The following is a 17,334-nucleotide window of genomic DNA, read 5'->3' on the forward strand; positions in this document are numbered from 1 at the left end:
GATGCCCAGTCGTATAAAGGATTATCTGACACTCATGGCCGCAGGTTTATGCCTGAACACCGCAGTGGCCGCTGCGCAGACCGTCAGCGAGAACTACACCCTGATGAGTCGCTCGATGGCCGGGCACCAGGAACTCCAACTGGATACATCACAACGACAATGGATTGAGCATAAACGGGAACTGATCCTTGGCACGTCAGCCCCGGACTACCCCCCTTTCGACCTGACCATCAGTGGTCACGACTACGAAGGTTTTACCGCCGATTACGCAGGTATCCTTGGTAAAACAACCGGTTTGCCCATCAAGGTTCTGCGCTTTGCGTCCCGGGAGGCCGCGATCGAGGCACTCGAAAACGGCAAGATCGATTTGCTGGGGACCGCCAATGGATTCGAAGCTCACAATGCTGACATCGTACTTTCCAACCCCTACGCCGTAGATCAGCCGGTTCTGGTGACACGCCAAGGTGAATCCAGATCCTTGACCGATGGCCTGGCCGGTCTACGGCTGAGCATGGTGTATCACTATTTGCCGCTGGAGGAGGTCAAGGCGATGTATCCGGGGGCGATCATCACGTCCTTTCCGTCCTACCAGAATGCGATCAATGCCGTTGCTTTCGACCAGGCTGACGTTTTTCTGGGTGATACCATTTCCACCCATTACATGATCAACAAGGGGTATCTGAACAACATCCGCATGGCGAACTTCGGCAAACACGAAGCCCACGGCTTCAGCTTTGCGGTGCACAAGGACAACCCGCAGCTGCTCGCCATCATCAACGCTATGCTCATCGCCATCCCCACCAGCGAACGAGACAACATTGCCAAACGCTGGAGTGCCGGCAGTGACATGCTGCTCACCGATCAAAAACTGCAGCTTACCCACAACGAGGAACGCTGGCTGGCGCAAAACCCGGCAGTACGTGTGGTGGTCAATGAGGCTTTTGCACCGCTGACGTTTTTCGACAGTGATGGCAACTTTCGAGGGGTTACCGCGGACTTGCTAGAGCTGATCAGATTGCGCACCGGCTTGCGCTTCGACGTCCGTCGCAGCCGCAGTGACGAGGAGATGATCGAGCAGATCAGGGACAACAAGGCCGACGTGATCGCCGCCCTGCTCCCCAGTGCCCAACGTGAAACGACGTTGAACTTCACCCGCCCCTATCTGCAAAACTCCTTTGTCCTGCTGACTCGCAAAGCCGCCGACAGCCCGGCAAGCCTTGCGCAGTTGCAGGACAAACGCCTGGCAATCGCCCAAGGCAATCCTCTGGTGGATTACCTGCGCAGCGAGTTCCCGCGGATAAAGCTGATTGAAACCCCGGACACGTTCAGTGCCGTGGAATTGCTGGCCGAGAGCAAGGCAGAAGGTGCGGTGAACTCACTGGTGATTGCCAACTACTTCATCTCATCGCAGCTCTTTGAGCAGACCCTACAAATCAGTACCACCATCGGCACCCGGCAGGCCGCGTTTTCCCTGGCCACAGGCCGGGAAGCCAAAGAACTGAACACCATCCTCGACAAGGCGCTGCTGAGCATTGCCCCGGAAGAACTGGGCATCATCAATAGCCGTTGGCGCGGCTATTCGGCGTCTTCGCAAAGTACCTGGCGCAATTATCACCGGCTGTTTTACCAAATCGTTATCGGTGCCGGAGTGCTGCTGCTGATTTCCGTTGCCTGGAACGCTTACATGCGTCGCCAGATAAAGCAGCGTCAGGCAGCCGAGCGTGCATTGAACGATCAACTCGAATTCATGCGGTCACTGGTCAACGGGACGCCTCATCCCATCTACGTCCGCGATCGCCAGGGACTGCTGCAAAGCTGCAACGACAGTTATCTGGAAGCCTTCTGCGCGAGACGTGAAGACGTTATCGGCAAAGGCGTCATGCAAGCCAACATGAGCAATGCATTCGAAGCCCGGGAATATCAGGCCGATTACCAGCGCGTCATGGCCGAGGGCAAACCGCTGATTCTCGATCGCCCACTGCACATCGGCGACCGCAGGCTGACGATTTACCACTGGATACTTCCATACCGTGATTCGAGTGGTGAAGTACAAGGCATCATTGGCGGCTGGATCGACATCAGCGAACGACGGCAACTGTTCGATGATCTGCGTTATGCCAAAGAGCGCGCCGATGAAGCCAACAGAGCCAAAACCACATTTCTGGCGACCATGAGCCATGAAATCCGCACCCCCATGAATGCGGTCATCGGCATGCTCGAACTCACGCTCAAGCGCATTGACCATAAGCACCCGGATCGCCCGGCCATCGATGTGGCGTACAACTCGGCGAAGGACCTGCTGGAGCTGATCGGAGACATTCTCGACATAGCACGGATTGAATCCGGACAGCTGAGCCTGAGCCCGGAACGGGTCAATCCAAGTGAAATCGTGGCCTCGGTGGTGCGGGTCTTCGATGGACTGGCGCGCCAGAAAAGTCTGCGGCTGCTGCTGGAATTTCGCCCTGCCACTCCGGAGTTTGATGTCCTGTTGGACCCGATGCGCTTCAAACAGGTGCTGTCCAACCTGGTGAGCAACGCCATCAAGTTTACCGAGCACGGCCAAATCAGGATCATCGTCGACCTGCAGCCGACCGCCGAGCCTGAGCGGGTCCGGATGCTGTTGCAGGTTCACGACAGCGGCATAGGGATCAGTGAACAGGATCAGCGGCGGTTGTTCGAACCTTTTGCTCAGGCCGATCACGCCGGGCAGTCAGCCAGAGGTGGTGCGGGGCTTGGGCTGGTGATCAGCCGCAGCCTGTGCGAAATGATGGGCGGCAGCCTGCAATTGAGCAGCCAGCCGGGTGTCGGCACTCACGTCGAGGTGTCGTTGCACTTGGCAACACTGCCATTCGTACAGAGGCCGGAGACGGCTGAGGCGCAAATCCGCACCACGACGATCCCCTTGAATGTTCTGGTGGTCGACGATCACCCCGCCAATCGCTTGCTCATGTGCCAGCAACTGGAGTTTCTGGGCCACCGATTCAGCGTCGCGCCGGATGGCCAGGCGGGATTTCAGGCATGGGAAGCCGAGCCGTTCGACCTGGTGATTGCCGATTGCAACATGCCGATCATGAACGGATACGAACTGGCCCGCGCCATTCGCCGACATGAACAAAAAACACACCGCCCGCCCTGTACCGTGCTGGGTTTTACCGCCAACGCACAACCGGAAGAAATACAACGCTGCAAACAAGCCGGGATGGACGACTGCCTGTTCAAGCCCCTGACCCTGACAGCCTTGAGTCAGTGGTTTGAAGGTGTCAGGCCAACCGTCCGCGATCCCGCATTCAGCCTGCAAGGATTGCGTCTTTTGACCGGCGGAGATCCGGTATTGGACCAGCGATTGTTGACCGAACTGTTGAACAGCAACCGTCTGGACCGACAAGAACTGCTGGCGCTGTCTCCCTCCAAAGAACCTCAGCCATTTCTCGACGTCGCCCACAAAATCAAGGGCGCCGCCCGAATTGTCCAGGCGTCCCGGGTGATCGACAGCTGCGAGGCAATGGAAAAGGCCTGCCATGAAGTGTTCCGTCACGACGAAGTGGCCGATTGCAGCAAGGCTATAGAGCGCGCCCTGCTCGAACTGGAGCAAGCATTACAGCAACAGATTGGTCAAAACGACAAAAGCGGAATGACAGAGCCTTAACTATGCTTGGACGCTGAGCAGTGCGTTAACCATCATGGAGAGACCTGCAATGCCCAGCCCACTGCGCCCGGATCAACGTCGGTTTCCCCTGCATGTCCATATCAGCGTGATGTTCACTTTCCTGCTGTTGCTGACGGGCGTGGTGCTGGGCCTTTTCAACTACCAGCAAACCACACAGATCATTCTTTCCAGCAGTGAAAAGCTCTTCAACCGCATCGAGCAGGACGTCCGTCTCGACCTGCACGCCACTTATGAACCAATTCGCCATCTGCTGACCCTGCTGGCGGAATACCCGGCGACCCAGGCACCTGACCTGGCGCAACGCCTGGCGCTGCTCAAACCCTTCAGCCAGTCGCTCAAGGACAACCCCGACCTGGCCTCGTTGTATCTGGGCTATGGCAACGGTGATTTCTTCATGGTTCGGCCCTTGCGAACCCCCGAGCTGAAAACGCTCCTCAAGGCACCGGATACTGCGGCTTATCAGGTGTGGAGCATTGAGCGAACAGGCAACAGCGGTCAGGTCCGCTCCCAATCATTGTTTTTCGATCAGGATCTGGCCCTCATCAGCCGCCAGGACAACCCCGACGAAACCTACGATCCGCGAACCCGCGCCTGGTATGCCAACGCCCATAGCGACAGCGATCAGATCACTACCGAACCCTACATCTTTTTCTCCACCCACAATGTCGGCACTACCCTGGCCCGGCGCAGTGGCGAACAGGCTGTCATGGGGGCCGATCTGACCCTGGCGGAACTCTCCGCGACCCTGGCCAAACATGTCGTGACCCCCAATACCGAAATAGTGCTGTTCGATGCTGAAGGGGATGCCATCGCGTATCCCGACAGCCGCAAACTGATCATCGACGATCAGACTGCCCGCCTGATCAAAGCCGCCGACCTGAGCCCCAGTCTTGGCGCATTGCTCAACAACCCCCTCGCAGGCAATCGCCTGAATGTCGCCGGTCGTCAATGGATCGTTGCCCGCAGCAGCATGCAGGAAGGCGGCCCCCAAGGGCTGCAACTGGCGCTGCTGGTGCCGGAAGATGAGTTACTCGTCGATGCCTACCGCATGCGCTGGCAAGGCGCGCTGATTACCCTGGCTACGCTGTTGCTGTGCCTGCCGGTGGGCTGGCTGACCTCGCGGGTTCTGGTCAAACCCCTGCGCGCGCTGGTGCGGGAGGCCGATGCGGTTCGCAGTTTCGACTTCAACTTCCCGGCCTCGCGTCGCTCTCCCGTGCTCGAAGTCGACCAACTGAGCGTGTCGATGACGCGCATGAAAGACACTCTGGCGAGTTTTTTCCAGATCACCGACAGCCTGAGCGCCGAGACTCGCTTCGCCCCCTTGCTGGAACGGGTGTTGTTTGAAACCGTGAAAATCGGCCAGGCCCAGGCCGGTCTGATCTACCTGCGCGAAAGTGATGGCGATCGCATGGAACCCCATGGTCTGGTCGTCAACGGCACCTCACGGGCATTGTCGTCATTTGATCTTCAAGGACACGAACTTCAGGCTTCGCAAAGCCCTGCATGGCTACAACAGCTGTCGAATGCCGACAACATCGTCACCACGTTTGGTTTTGAACAGGCCGGGGATTTGCAAAAGGTGTTGCTTGCACTGGAGTGTCCCCGCGTTCACCTGATCGGTATTCGGTTACACAATCGTCATAACGAAACCGTGGGCCTGCTGATCCTGCTGTTGGCCGATACCGGCCAGCAGAGCGATCTGGAGAAACTTCGTCCGGACCGCATCGCGTTCCTCCAGGCCGTGTCCGGCGCGGCCGCCGTGAGTATTGAAAGTCAGCGTCTGCAAGCCAAACAAAAACAACTGCTGGATTCCTTCATTCAACTGCTGGCGGGTGCGATTGACGCCAAAAGCCCCTATACCGGTGGTCACTGCCAGCGAGTACCGGCGCTGACCCTGATGCTCGCCCAAGCCGCCGCTGCCAGCCAGGACCCGGCCTTCAGTGGCTATCAACCCAACGAAGATGAATGGGAAGCGCTGCACATCGCCGCCTGGCTGCACGACTGCGGCAAGGTCACCACGCCGGAATATGTAGTCGATAAAGCCACGAAGCTGGAAACACTTAACGACCGTATTCACGAAATCCGCACCCGCTTCGAAGTACTCAAGCGCGATGCCTGGATCAACTATTGGCAAGCCATGGCCCTGGGCGGTAACGAGCAGCACCTGGCCGAACTGCGTAACACCACGCTGGCGGGGCTGGACGATGATTTCGCGTTCGTTGCCCGCTGCAACCTGGGTGGCGAGGCGATGGCCGAGTCCGACCAGCAACGCCTGCGCAGCATCGCCCAACGCACCTGGACCCGAACCCTGGATGACCGGCTGGGCGTTTCCTGGGAAGAGAACCGGCGTCAGGCGCGCACCCCGGCACCGACACTGCCGGTCAGCGAGCCATTGCTGGCGGACAAACCCGAGCATCTGTTCGAACGGTCAGAAGCCGAACTGATTCCGCAGGACAATCCCTGGGGGTTCAAGCTCGATGTGCCGCGCTACAAGTACAACCGGGGCGAGCTGTACAACCTGAGCATTGCCCGAGGCACCCTGACCCGCGAGGAGCGTTACATCATTAATCACCACATGGTGCAGACGATTCTGATGCTCAGCCACCTGCCCTTCCCCGGCCACCTCGCCAACGTCGCGGAGATCGCCGGCGGCCACCACGAGAAAATGGACGGCACCGGGTATCCCAAACAGTTGAAGCGTGAAGAAATGAGCCTGCCGGCGCGGATGATGGCGATTGCCGATATTTTCGAAGCCCTGACCGCCGCCGATCGCCCCTACAAAAAAGCCAAGTCCTTGAGCGAAGCGCTGGGCATCATGGCCACGATGTGCCGGGATGCTCACATCGATCCCGAGTTGTTCGGGCTGTTCGTCAACGCGCAAATCTACTTGCAGTACGCCAATCGATTCCTCGATCCCCAACAGATCGATGCGGTTGATCCGACAAGCCTGCTGGTCAAGGCAGGCCTGGCATGATCAGCAGTCGGTCAGACGCAGGAAAATCGCCGCCAATTGCTCGATTCCGGCCTGATCTTCAGCGCTAAAACGCGCCAGTTTCGGGCTGTCGAGGTCCAGCACGCCGACCAGGCGACCGTCTTTGACCAGTGGCACGACCAGTTCGCTGTTCGACGCGCTGTCGCAAGCGATGTGCCCGGGGAACGCGTGCACGTCCTCAACCAACTGGGTCTGCAAGGTGGCCGCCGCCGCTCCGCACACGCCTCGGCCGAACGGAATCCGCACGCAGGCGATTTGTCCCTGAAACGGGCCAAGTACCAGTTCTTCGTTGCGATTGAGGTAGAACCCGGCCCAGTTCAGGTCATCGAGTTGGTTGAACAGGAACGCCGAAAACTGCGCGGCGTTGGCAATGAAATCCCGCTCGTGCGCCAGCAATGACTCCAATTGCGCCCACAGCATGCCGTAGCCTTCGAGGCCCTGGCCGCTCTTTTGTAAATCGATCATGCCTTGTGCTCCAACAGCTTCAGCCCGACCCAATAGCGGGCAAATTGATACGCGCAACGTCCGTTGCGATTACCGCGGCCCGTGGCCCAGCGAACTGCGAGGATGTCCAGTTCTTCGTCTCGCTGCCACTTGAGGCCCGCCTTGTCGGCCAGTTGACCGATCCAGTGTTCGACGACGTTAAGGAAGTGCTCCTGGGTAAACGGATAGAACGACAGCCACAATCCAAAACGATCCGACAGCGCAATCTTGTCTTCCACCGCCTCGCTGGGATGGAGTTCGCCGTCAACGCGTTTCCAGTTTTCGTTATCGCTTTCCTTTTCCGGTACCAGATGGCGACGGTTGGACGTGGCGTACAGCAAGACGTTATCCGGTGCCTGTTCGAGAGAGCCGTCGAGCACGCTTTTGAGCACGCGATAATCGCCCTCGCCCGACTCGAACGACAGGTCATCGCAGAACAGCACAAAACGCTGGGGCAACTTGGCGATCTGTTCGACCACTCGCGGCAAATCCGCCAGGTGATCGCGCTCGATCTCGATCAGCCGCAGACCGGCCTTCGCGTGTTCGGCCAGCAAGGCGCGAATCAGCGATGATTTACCGGTGCCCCGCGAGCCCCAGAGCAACGCGTGGTTGGCCGGCATGCCATCGAGGAACTGCTGAGTATTTCGCCCCAGTTGCTCCCGTTGCCGGTCGACACCGATCAGGTCGGACAAACGCATGTCGAGGCTGACTTCCAGCGGCAACAGAAATCCGCTGCGACCCTCGCGCTGCCAGCGCGCGGCAAGGCAATGATTCCAGTCGATCGCTTGCCGAGGGGCGGGCAGCAGCGGTTCGATACGGGCCAAAACGGCATCGGCGCGTTCAAGAAAAGCATTTAATCGGGAATCCACGTCTTCTCCTCGGGCTCGTTCACAGTAATGATGGCGATACAGCGACGAAACACAGCGTTCGGTGTCAGGTTCAGCCCTTTGCACAAGGGCTCGTGAGAACATCGGTATCCATGCATCATCGGCTATGCTTGAGCAGCGAAGGGAAACGGAAGTGGTTCAACACCCCATGGATATCAAGTTCACCAACCGGCTGTCCTACAAGCAAGCCAGGCTTACTGTGCTGGTCGGTTTCATTCTGGGCACGCTGCTCAGCCTGCTGCAAATAGGCATCGATTATGCCAGTGAAGACGCCTCCATCAACCGCGAAATCCTGTCTTTGCTGGAAATCAGCCATAACCCCGCGTCCCGCATCGCCTACAACATCGACGCCGAACTCGCTCAGGAACTGACCCTGGGCCTGTTGCACTCGCCGGCGATCATCGGCGCGCAATTGATCGACAACAACAATAACGTGCTGGCCAACGTCAAACGCCCAGGCGTGCAAAGCAGCTATCGAGTGATCAGCGACTTCCTGTTCGGCGCCAACCGGCAGTTCGAAGACCGTCTCTACCTGGATCACTTGCCGACCGAATCCCTCGGCACCCTGCGTCTGGACGTCGACACCTATTCATTCGGTAACCGGTTCCTGCGTCGGGCCGAGGTGACCCTGCTCAATGGCTTCGCTCGCAGCCTGCTGCTGACCGGCATCCTGCTGGCGTTGTTCTACGTGATGCTGACCAAGCCGTTGGTGCGGGTCATCCGTGAACTCAGCAGTCGCGACCCACGCAGTACGGAGTCGACGTCGCTGGAGTGTCCGACGGACCATGAAAACGATGAAATCGGTGTACTGGTCAAAGTTGCCAATCAACAATTCGAAAACATCGCCACCGAAATCCAGCAGCGACGCAACGCCGAGAACCGCCTGACCGACTACCTCGGGCAACTGGAGAACATCGTCTCGGCCCGCACCGCGGAACTCAAGGCGATCAACTCGCGGCTCAGCCAATCCAACGAGGAGCTGGAAGTCGCCCGCAGGACCGCCCTGGACATGGCCGAAGCGCGCTCGGTGTTCCTGGCCAACATGAGCCACGAGATCCGCACGCCGCTCAATGGCCTGCTGGGGATGATCGCACTTTCCCTGGACGGCCCGCTCAATGCCGAGCAACAGCAACAGCTGTCCATCGCCCATGACTCGGGCAAAGTACTGGTGGAACTGCTCAACGATATTCTCGATTTGTCGAAGTTCGATGCCGGCCAACTGGAGCTCGAACATATTCCGTTCGACCTCGGTTCGCTGATTGAAGACACCGCCAACCTGCTATCGCAAAACGCCGCGCCGAGTGTCGAGCTGAGCTGCCTGATCGACCCACAGTTCCCGGCCCTGGTGCTTGGGGATCCGACCCGGGTCCGACAGATCGTCAGCAACCTCTTGTCCAACGCCCTCAAGTTCACCCGTTTCGGTCGCGTCGATGTGCGCCTGTCGACGTTCGGGGACGGCGTCAGAATCGAAGTCTGCGACACCGGCATCGGTATCGCCCAGGATGCCCAGGTCAAGATCTTCCAGCCCTTCACGCAGGCGGGTGCCGGCATTACCCGGCAATTCGGCGGAACCGGGTTGGGCCTGGCACTGACCTACAACCTCTGCGAAGCCATGCAGGGGCGCCTCACCATCAGCTCGGAAGCAGGCTTCGGCAGCCAGTTCTGTGCAGACCTGCCGCTGCCCAGCCACACCCGCGCCCTTCCCCCGGCCTCTTTACAGGGCAAGGTCATCGCCATCACCGCCGCCAGCAGCGGTCTGGCAGAACTGTTGAAAAGTGTATTACCCGGCTGGGGGCTCGACTATGAGCAGCGTTCCATCGATGACTCGTTACTGGGCCTGAACCCCGACGTACTGATTACCGATTGCCCCGAATGCCTGTTTGGCCTGCGTCCTTCGTGTACAGCCCCCATTTTGCTGGTCACCGCTTACGGCAATTTCATGCCCAGCGAACAAGCCCTCGCCCTCGCTCCCTTACAGCAACAGGCGCGGCCTCTGGCACGCAACGCGCTGTACCAGACGCTGCGGCGAACCCTGCAGCCGGAACTCAACACGATCAACGGTGCCCGGCTCGACAGCCTCTCCCCACAACGACGCGGACGCGTGCTGCTGGTGGAGGACAATCCGGTCAACCAACTGGTGGCCAAGGGGATGCTCGGAAAACTCGGTTGCGAGGTGATTGTCGCCGGTCACGGTGGGGAGGCGCTGGATCAGCTGGAGCAGAGCGAATTCGATCTGGTGCTGATGGACTGCAACATGCCGGTGATGGACGGCTACGAGGCCAGTCGGCAAATCCGTCGCAGCGGACGCTGGCCACAGCTGCCCATTGTCGCCCTGACCGCCAACGCCATGTCCGAAGAGCGCGAACGCTGCCGTGCGGCAGGCATGAGCGATTACCTGGCAAAACCCTTCCGCCGGGAAGAGTTGGCGGCCCTGCTGGACTTGTGGGTTCCTACTACGACAGCGCTTTGATTTGCCCCAAAAGGTGATCAAGGCCATCACGCAGATCATTCAGGCGATCCAGATCCACACCGCTGTCGCATAGCAGACGGGCCTTGAGCGGCCCGACCTGATCGCGCAAAGCCTTGCCGGTTGGCGACAGACTCAAGTGCACTTCCCGCTCGTCCCGCGCCGAGCGCTGACGCTGAACCAGTTGCAGTTGCTCAAGACGCTTGAGCAACGGCGTCAACGTGCCGGAATCCAGCGCCAGGCGTTCGCCCAACGCCTTGACCGTCGGTTGCTCAGGGGCCGCCTCCTGCCATTCCCACAACACCAGCATCGCCAGGTATTGCGGGTAGGTCAGGCCGAGCTGATCAAGCATCGGCTTGTAGGCGCGGATCACCGCCCGGGAAGCGGCGTACAGCTTGAAGCACAGTTGACTGTCAAGCTTCAGGGAATCGACTGACAAGGTGTTCATTTGAGCAGGGCTTCGATCTCGCGGGTCAGGTCCTGCGGCTTGGTCGCGGGGGCGAAGCGCTTGACCAATTGGCCGTCCTTGCCAATCAGAAACTTGGTGAAGTTCCACTTGATGCCTTGGGAACCCAGCACACCCGGCGCGCGCTTTTTCAGTTGAACGAACAGCGGATGGGCACCTGCGCCATTGACTTCAATCTTTTTGAACAGCGGAAAACTGACGCCGAAGTTCAACTCGCAGAACTCGGAAATCGCCCCTTCGTTGCCTGGCTCTTGCTTGCCGAACTGGTTACACGGAAAACCCAGCACCACCAAACCTTGATCCTTGTAGGTCTGCCACAACTCTTCAAGGCCTTTGTACTGCGGGGTGAAGCCGCATTTGCTCGCGGTGTTGACCACCAGCACGGCCTTGCCGGCGAAATCGGCCAGGGTCTTTTGCTCACCCTTGATGGTGGTGCAAGGGATGCTCAGCAGGTTGTCGCTCATGGCTCGGACTCTAAATGAGGGAAGATGAGACGAACATAGCGAGCAATTGAATTGTGTGCAATTTAATAAATCGATTGCAGAACAACCGTAGGAGCACGGCTTGCCGGCGATGGCGTTCTTGAGATCGCCATCGTCGGATCGCCGCCCGGAGCAAGCTCGGCTCCTACAGGGCTCGCATTACGAGCGCGGTACCAGGTCCAGGCACACCGAGTTGATGCAATAACGCAGGCCGGTCGGCGGCGGACCGTCCGGGAACACGTGCCCCAGGTGCGCATCGCATTTGGCGCAGACCACTTCGGTGCGGATCATGCCGTGGCTGACGTCACGGATCTCGACCATGGCGCTGTCGCCGATCGGTGCATAAAAGCTCGGCCAGCCGCAGCCGGAGTCGAATTTTGTTTTGGAGTCGAACAGCGGCTCGTTGCAGCAGATGCAGTGGTAAACACCGTCAGTTTTCGTGTCGTTGTACTTGCCGGAGAACGGTCGCTCGGTGCCCTTGAGGCGGCAAACGTTGTACTGCTCCGGGTCGAGCATCGCCTTCCATTCTTCCTGGGTTTTTTCCAACTTTTCCATCGTCACACCTCAGCAGCTGAAAAAGCCCGATCTGTACCTTTTCCACGGATCGGGCGGCACGTATGATTGCGCCTCGTCAAACGCCAGTCTGGCAGCCAGACCACGCGCATTCAAACGGATTTATGGGTGCTGCTTCTCAAGGCGTCAGGCCTGTGTGAATACGCAGGATTCCCAGTACGGTCGTTCATACGCCGCCTGGATCGTTCATTTTCGGGAACACATCGCCATGCAGGTCAGCAAATCGAACAAGCTCGCCAACGTCTGCTACGACATTCGCGGCCCAGTGCTCAAGCACGCCAAACGCCTGGAAGAGGAAGGCCATCGCATCCTCAAGCTGAACATCGGCAACCCGGCGCCTTTTGGTTTCGAAGCGCCGGATGAAATCCTCCAGGACGTCATCCGCAACCTGCCGACTGCTCAGGGCTACAGCGATTCCAAAGGTCTGTTCAGCGCCCGCAAGGCCGTGATGCAGTACTACCAGCAAAAGCAGGTAGAAGGCGTCGGCATTGAAGACATCTATTTGGGCAACGGCGTTTCCGAGCTGATCGTGATGTCGATGCAGGCCCTGCTCAACAACGGCGACGAAGTGCTGGTGCCGGCACCGGACTACCCGCTGTGGACTGCCGCGGTGAGCCTGTCGGGCGGCAACCCGGTGCATTACCTGTGCGACGAGCAGGCCAACTGGTGGCCGGATCTGGCCGACATCAAGGCCAAGATCACCCCGAACACCAAAGCACTGGTGATCATCAACCCGAACAACCCGACGGGCGCGGTGTATTCGAAAGAAGTCCTGCTGGGCATGCTGGAACTGGCCCGTCAGCACAACCTGGTGGTTTTTTCCGACGAGATCTACGACAAGATTCTGTACGACGATGCCGTGCACATTTGCACGGCTTCCCTGGCGCCAGACCTGCTGTGCCTGACGTTCAACGGTTTGTCCAAGTCCTATCGCGTAGCCGGCTTCCGTTCCGGCTGGATCGCCATTTCCGGCCCGAAACACCACGCCCAGAGCTACATCGAAGGCATCGACATGCTGGCGAACATGCGCCTGTGTGCCAACGTGCCGAGCCAGCATGCGATCCAGACCGCCCTCGGCGGCTACCAGAGCATCAATGATCTGATATTGCCCAACGGACGCCTGTTGGAACAGCGCAACCGTACCTGGGAACTGCTCAACGACATTCCCGGCGTGAGCTGCGTCAAGCCAATGGGCGCGCTATATGCATTCCCACGGATCGACCCGAAAGTCTGCCCGATCCATAACGACGAGAAATTCGTGCTCGACCTGCTGCTGTCGGAAAAGCTGCTGGTGGTTCAAGGCACCGCCTTCAACTGGCCATGGCCGGACCACTTCCGTGTGGTGACCCTGCCGCGCGTGGACGACCTGGACATGGCCATCGGACGTATCGGCAACTTCCTCAAGTCCTATCGCCAATAACCTGCCTGTCACCGTGCGACGCTTGCGCAAGTCGCACGGTGATTGATTCAGCAACATTTCTTTGCACCCTGCCGAACATCGCTTCTTCAATCGCTGACTGATGACTCGTTGTGTGCTCGCGTCTAACAACGGCGGGGTTTACGACGTTAATTGGCTGACAAACACTTCCTGCATCGACGTCGGAAATGCCCTTCAAACAGCTAGACTGTTGCCGTAGGACACAGTTTGAAATAGTCACCCGGTTGAATAGCCCGAGTCAGCACCTTATATACCCCGCAGTACGCTACATCTTTAGCATGAGGAGATTTCTACAACCATGATGCGCATCCTGCTGTTTTTGGCCACTAACCTGGCGGTCGTGCTGATTGCCAGCATCACCCTGAGCCTTTTCGGCTTCAACGGGTTCATGGCGGCCAACGGGGTTGATCTCAACCTCAATCAGCTGCTGATTTTCTGTGCGGTCTTTGGTTTCGCCGGTTCGCTGTTCTCGCTGTTCATCTCCAAGTGGATGGCGAAGATGAGCACCAGCACCCAAATCATCAGCCAGCCGCGCACACGTCACGAGCAATGGCTGCTGCAAACCGTCGAGCAATTGTCCCGGGAAGCCGGGATCAAAATGCCCGAAGTCGGTATTTTTCCGGCCTACGAGGCGAACGCCTTTGCCACCGGCTGGAACAAGAACGACGCGTTGGTCGCGGTCAGCCAAGGGCTGCTCGAGCGTTTCTCGCCTGATGAAGTGAAGGCCGTTCTGGCCCACGAAATCGGCCACGTCGCCAATGGCGACATGGTCACCCTGGCATTGATCCAGGGCGTGGTGAACACCTTCGTGATGTTCTTCGCACGGATCATCGGCAACTTTGTCGACAAGGTGATCTTCAAGAACGAAGAAGGCCAGGGCATCGCCTACTACGTGGCGACCATCTTCGCCGAACTGGTCCTGGGCATTCTGGCCAGCGCCATCGTCATGTGGTTCTCGCGTAAACGCGAATTCCGTGCAGACGAAGCCGGTGCACGTCTGGCCGGCACCGCCGCAATGATCGGCGCCCTGCAACGCCTGCGTGCCGAACAGGGGCTGCCGGTGCACATGCCGGACACCCTGACGGCTTTCGGCATCAACGGTGGCATCAAACAGGGGTTCGCCCGCATGTTCATGAGCCACCCGCCGCTGGAAGAGCGTATCGACGCGTTGCGTCGTCGGGGCTGAGAGGTTCCGCACTAAAAGAAAAGGCCCGCAGTGAATGCGGGCCTTTTTTTTTTGTCTGCTGATTTTGGCAGTGTGCTTCAGGGCCTCTTCGCGAGCAAGCCCGCTCCCACATTGAATCTTCGGTGCACAGAGATCGAGTGTGGGAGCGAGCCTGCTCGCGATGAGGCCGGTACAAACAACACCAATCTATCGGCTGGAAACCCGATAAACCCGCTCTTCAAGCCGCGTAACACCGCTTTCCAGGAACTTCCAGCTTTCGCCCAGCACGTCCTGGTCCTCCAGAATCTTCAACTCCCACGAAGCACCGAACAACCGTTGCACTTCGTCGTCCAGCACGGCAAAGGGCGGCCCCTCCATTTGTGCCTGGTCGTAATCCAGGGTAATCAGCAGCCCCAGCGAATCCTTCGGCACAATCCGCTTCAGATGCTCGGCGTATTGCTCGCGCATCGTCGGTGGCAAGGCGATCAACGCAGCGCGGTCGTACAGCGCACTGCAATCGGCGACGTCGCCGGCCGTCAACGCGAAGAAATCACCACACCAGATCTCGATCGAGCCCGCCCGATAGACCGTGAAGGGGCCTTGGTCGCTGACGTCCGGGTCAAATTGATGCTCGTGAAAAAAGTCTTCCACCGCTTTTTCCGACAACTCGACGCCTAGCACCTCGTGACCGCATTTCGCCAGCCACAGCAGATCCAGGCTTTTCCCACATAACGGCACCAGTACGCGCGCGCCCTCTTCCAGGCCCAGCTGCGGCCAGTACCGTTGCAGATATGGATTCACTTCCGGCAGGTGAAAGCCGATCTGATTCGACGTCCACCGCTTGTGCCAAAACTCCGGCTGCATAATTAATCCCGAAAATTCGATCAAAAGACCCTAAAACTTATATTAGATTTAGATCAATGATCTGACTGAAGATGATGCCATCTTACCCCTCAGGAGCTCATTCATGTTCCCCAGCCTCTACATATCCCATGGCTCGCCCATGTTGGCACTGGAACCGGGTGCCAGCGGGCCCGCCCTCGCTCGCCTGGCCGCAGAATTGCCGAAACCCAAAGCCATCGTAATTGTTTCTGCGCATTGGGAAAGCAATGAATTGCTGGTCAGCGGCAACCCCCAGCCTGAAACCTGGCATGACTTCGGCGGCTTTCCGCAGGCGTTGTTCGACGTGCAATACCCGGCGCCCGGCAATCCACAATTGGCCGCAGAGGTTGTCGAACTGCTGAAAAGCGATGGCCTGCCCGCACGCATCGACGCCGAACGGCCATTCGACCATGGTGTCTGGGTGCCCTTGTCATTGATGTATCCACAAGCCGACATCCCCGTGGTCCAAGTCTCGCTGCCCACCCGCGGCGGTCCGGCCTTGCAGACCCGCGTCGGTCATGCCCTGGCCAGTCTGCGCGAACACGGCGTGCTGTTGATCGGCTCCGGGAGCATCACCCACAACCTGCGCGAACTGGACTGGCACGCCGGCACAGAAAGCGTCGAACCCTGGGCCCAGGCCTTTCGTGACTGGATGATCGAAAAACTCGCTGCCAACGACGAAACCGCGTTGCACGATTACCGCCAGCAAGCACCGAATGCAGTGCGCAACCATCCCAGTGATGAACATCTGTTGCCGTTGTACTTTGCGCGCGGCGCGGGAGGGACATTCAGCGTGACCCACAAGGGATTCACCATGGGCGCCCTGGGCATGGACATTTACCGATTCGGGTAATGACAGAACCGAGGCCTGTGGCGGCCAGGCTCAGACCACATCAACCCCAACGTGAATCGCATCGTGCCGCCAAAACTCCAGATCACAATCGATCAACCGCTCATGTTGATCGTAATTGACCCGAGCGATGCGCAACCCCGGACTCCCCACCGATACCCGTAAAGCTGCCGCCGCATCCACCGACAACGCCGTCGGCACAATCTCGAAACGCACCCGCCCATAATGCAAGTCGTAATGCCGCGCATACAGCTCGGTAATCGACTGATTCAGATCGAAATCCAGAATCCCCGGAAAAAACTGCGGATTCAAATAGTGCTCCACATACAACACCAGCCGCTCATCAATCCGCCGTGCCCGGCAAATCTGAATCACACTGGACAACGCCGGCAACTGCAACCAGGCACAGACCGCCGCCGACGCCGGTTGCAACCGCGCGGAAATCACCTCGGTAGACGGCACCCGCCCCTGCGCACTGACCATCGCGTGAAAGTGACTGCGCTGCATCAGGTTGTAGGCCAGGCGCGGTGGCGACACAAACCAGCCACGGCGTTCCTCTCGATAAATCTGCCCCTGGGCTTCCAGTTGCAACAACGCTTCACGCACGGTAATCCGCGTGGTCCCGAACAACTCACTGAGCTTGCGCTCGGCCGGCAGTTTGCTCCCGGGCGCCAACAGGCCATGGTCGAGCTGTTCCTGCAGAACCTGCCCGATGGCTGTCACCGCTTTGGTTGTCTCGATGCGCATCAACGTTACCTATCTGGACTAGACCAGCACTGTTTCGGGGCGGAACCGCGATTCAAATCGGTTCCCTCAATTCCCGACAAGCCTAGGCACTGCACATGACTGACAGATGACAAAGCCGCCGAACGGTTGATCCAGACACCTGCAAATTCACGGCCAAGTCCTTTTATATCAGCCTATTAGCCATGGTCTACGCTTACTCCGAAGCCTGACCATTGCCGCTCAAGAAATATAGGCC

13 protein-coding genes are annotated in these 17,334 nt (G+C 58.7%); 6 read left to right on the plus strand and 7 right to left on the minus strand.

The features are described 5' to 3' along the window. Position 1: 1 nt before the first annotated feature. Positions 2-3,646 carry a transporter substrate-binding domain-containing protein gene (locus DFS28_RS27990; RefSeq protein WP_111452368.1) on the plus strand — a complete coding sequence of 1,215 codons (3,645 nt, stop codon included), beginning with the start codon at positions 2-4 and terminating at the stop codon, positions 3,644-3,646. Positions 3,647-3,695: 49 nt separating this feature from the next. Beyond that, positions 3,696-6,641, plus strand: coding sequence for an HD domain-containing phosphohydrolase (locus DFS28_RS27995; RefSeq protein WP_111452369.1), 2,946 nt, complete (start codon positions 3,696-3,698; stop codon positions 6,639-6,641). Here the strand turns inward: DFS28_RS27995 and DFS28_RS28000 are convergent, their stop codons facing one another. Further along, positions 6,642-7,124, minus strand: coding sequence for a GAF domain-containing protein (locus DFS28_RS28000; protein WP_111452370.1), 483 nt, complete (start codon positions 7,122-7,124; stop codon positions 6,642-6,644). It abuts the gene before it with no gap. Further along, the gene (locus DFS28_RS28005; RefSeq protein WP_111452371.1) at positions 7,121-8,011 is read right to left on the minus strand and encodes an ATP-binding protein; all 891 of its coding nucleotides are present in this window, start codon (positions 8,009-8,011) and stop codon (positions 7,121-7,123) included. Before DFS28_RS28005 ends, DFS28_RS28000 begins: the two co-directional genes overlap by 4 nt. 166 nt (positions 8,012-8,177) lie before the next feature. Between DFS28_RS28005 and DFS28_RS28010 the strand changes: the two genes are divergently transcribed. Beyond that, complete coding sequence (locus tag DFS28_RS28010; RefSeq protein ID WP_178082237.1) at positions 8,178-10,499, plus strand: response regulator; 2,322 nt, start codon at positions 8,178-8,180, stop codon at positions 10,497-10,499. Here the strand turns inward: DFS28_RS28010 and DFS28_RS28015 are convergent. The 3 genes from DFS28_RS28015 to msrB form a co-directional block, all read right to left on the minus strand. Continuing rightward, the gene (locus tag DFS28_RS28015) at positions 10,483-10,944 is read right to left on the minus strand and encodes a MarR family winged helix-turn-helix transcriptional regulator (protein ID WP_008145868.1); all 462 of its coding nucleotides are present in this window, start codon (positions 10,942-10,944) and stop codon (positions 10,483-10,485) included. The two genes, DFS28_RS28010 and DFS28_RS28015, sit on opposite strands and share 17 nt — an antisense overlap. After that, positions 10,941-11,426: a glutathione peroxidase gene (locus DFS28_RS28020; protein WP_008002671.1), complete on the minus strand. Its 486-nt coding sequence runs from the start codon at positions 11,424-11,426 to the stop codon at positions 10,941-10,943. The genes DFS28_RS28015 and DFS28_RS28020 overlap by 4 nt, the downstream gene beginning before the upstream one ends. 177 nt (positions 11,427-11,603) lie before the next feature. After that, entirely contained in the window at positions 11,604-11,999 is a 396-nt protein-coding gene (gene msrB, locus DFS28_RS28025) for a peptide-methionine (R)-S-oxide reductase MsrB (protein WP_111452373.1), read from the minus strand. 226 nt (positions 12,000-12,225) lie between these two features. Between msrB and DFS28_RS28030 the strand changes: the two genes are divergently transcribed. Both DFS28_RS28030 and htpX read left to right on the plus strand, forming a co-directional pair. Next, a complete protein-coding gene (locus tag DFS28_RS28030) occupies positions 12,226-13,437 on the plus strand; it encodes a pyridoxal phosphate-dependent aminotransferase (protein ID WP_111452405.1) in 1,212 nt (403 codons plus the stop codon). 316 nt (positions 13,438-13,753) lie between these two features. After that, positions 13,754-14,641 (plus strand): protease HtpX, encoded by an 888-nt coding sequence (gene htpX / locus DFS28_RS28035; protein WP_111452374.1) that lies wholly within the window; start codon positions 13,754-13,756, stop codon positions 14,639-14,641. Positions 14,642-14,827: 186 nt separating this feature from the next. On the opposite strand, the gene DFS28_RS28040 is transcribed toward htpX, so the two are convergent. Next, on the minus strand, positions 14,828-15,484 hold the full coding sequence (locus DFS28_RS28040; RefSeq protein WP_111452375.1) for a thiopurine S-methyltransferase: 657 nt from the start codon (positions 15,482-15,484) through the stop codon (positions 14,828-14,830). A 103-nt stretch (positions 15,485-15,587) separates the two neighbouring features. Between DFS28_RS28040 and DFS28_RS28045 the strand changes: the two genes are divergently transcribed. Continuing rightward, positions 15,588-16,355, plus strand: coding sequence for a class III extradiol ring-cleavage dioxygenase (locus tag DFS28_RS28045; protein WP_111452376.1), 768 nt, complete (start codon positions 15,588-15,590; stop codon positions 16,353-16,355). 30 nt (positions 16,356-16,385) lie between these two features. Here the strand turns inward: DFS28_RS28045 and DFS28_RS28050 are convergent, their stop codons facing one another. Beyond that, the gene (locus DFS28_RS28050; RefSeq protein ID WP_008145862.1) at positions 16,386-17,099 is read right to left on the minus strand and encodes a UTRA domain-containing protein; all 714 of its coding nucleotides are present in this window, start codon (positions 17,097-17,099) and stop codon (positions 16,386-16,388) included. Positions 17,100-17,334 lie beyond the last annotated feature (235 nt).

This window comes from Pseudomonas sp. 478 (genome assembly GCF_003254125.1).
Taxonomy (GTDB): domain Bacteria; phylum Pseudomonadota; class Gammaproteobacteria; order Pseudomonadales; family Pseudomonadaceae; genus Aquipseudomonas.

Coding starts and splice junctions, on each gene's coding strand:
- DFS28_RS28030 (WP_111452405.1), top strand. CDS start 12,226: ATGCAGGTCAGCAAATCGAACAAGCTCGCCAACGTCTGCTACGACATT.
- htpX (WP_111452374.1), top strand. CDS start 13,754: ATGATGCGCATCCTGCTGTTTTTGGCCACTAACCTGGCGGTCGTGCTG.
- msrB (WP_111452373.1), bottom strand. CDS start 11,999: ATGGAAAAGTTGGAAAAAACCCAGGAAGAATGGAAGGCGATGCTCGAC.
- DFS28_RS28015 (WP_008145868.1), bottom strand. CDS start 10,944: ATGAACACCTTGTCAGTCGATTCCCTGAAGCTTGACAGTCAACTGTGC.
- DFS28_RS28040 (WP_111452375.1), bottom strand. CDS start 15,484: ATGCAGCCGGAGTTTTGGCACAAGCGGTGGACGTCGAATCAGATCGGC.
- DFS28_RS28045 (WP_111452376.1), top strand. CDS start 15,588: ATGTTCCCCAGCCTCTACATATCCCATGGCTCGCCCATGTTGGCACTG.
- DFS28_RS28000 (WP_111452370.1), bottom strand. CDS start 7,124: ATGATCGATTTACAAAAGAGCGGCCAGGGCCTCGAAGGCTACGGCATG.
- DFS28_RS28050 (WP_008145862.1), bottom strand. CDS start 17,099: ATGCGCATCGAGACAACCAAAGCGGTGACAGCCATCGGGCAGGTTCTG.
- DFS28_RS28010 (WP_178082237.1), top strand. CDS start 8,178: ATGGATATCAAGTTCACCAACCGGCTGTCCTACAAGCAAGCCAGGCTT.
- DFS28_RS27990 (WP_111452368.1), top strand. CDS start 2: ATGCCCAGTCGTATAAAGGATTATCTGACACTCATGGCCGCAGGTTTA.
- DFS28_RS27995 (WP_111452369.1), top strand. CDS start 3,696: ATGCCCAGCCCACTGCGCCCGGATCAACGTCGGTTTCCCCTGCATGTC.
- DFS28_RS28020 (WP_008002671.1), bottom strand. CDS start 11,426: ATGAGCGACAACCTGCTGAGCATCCCTTGCACCACCATCAAGGGTGAG.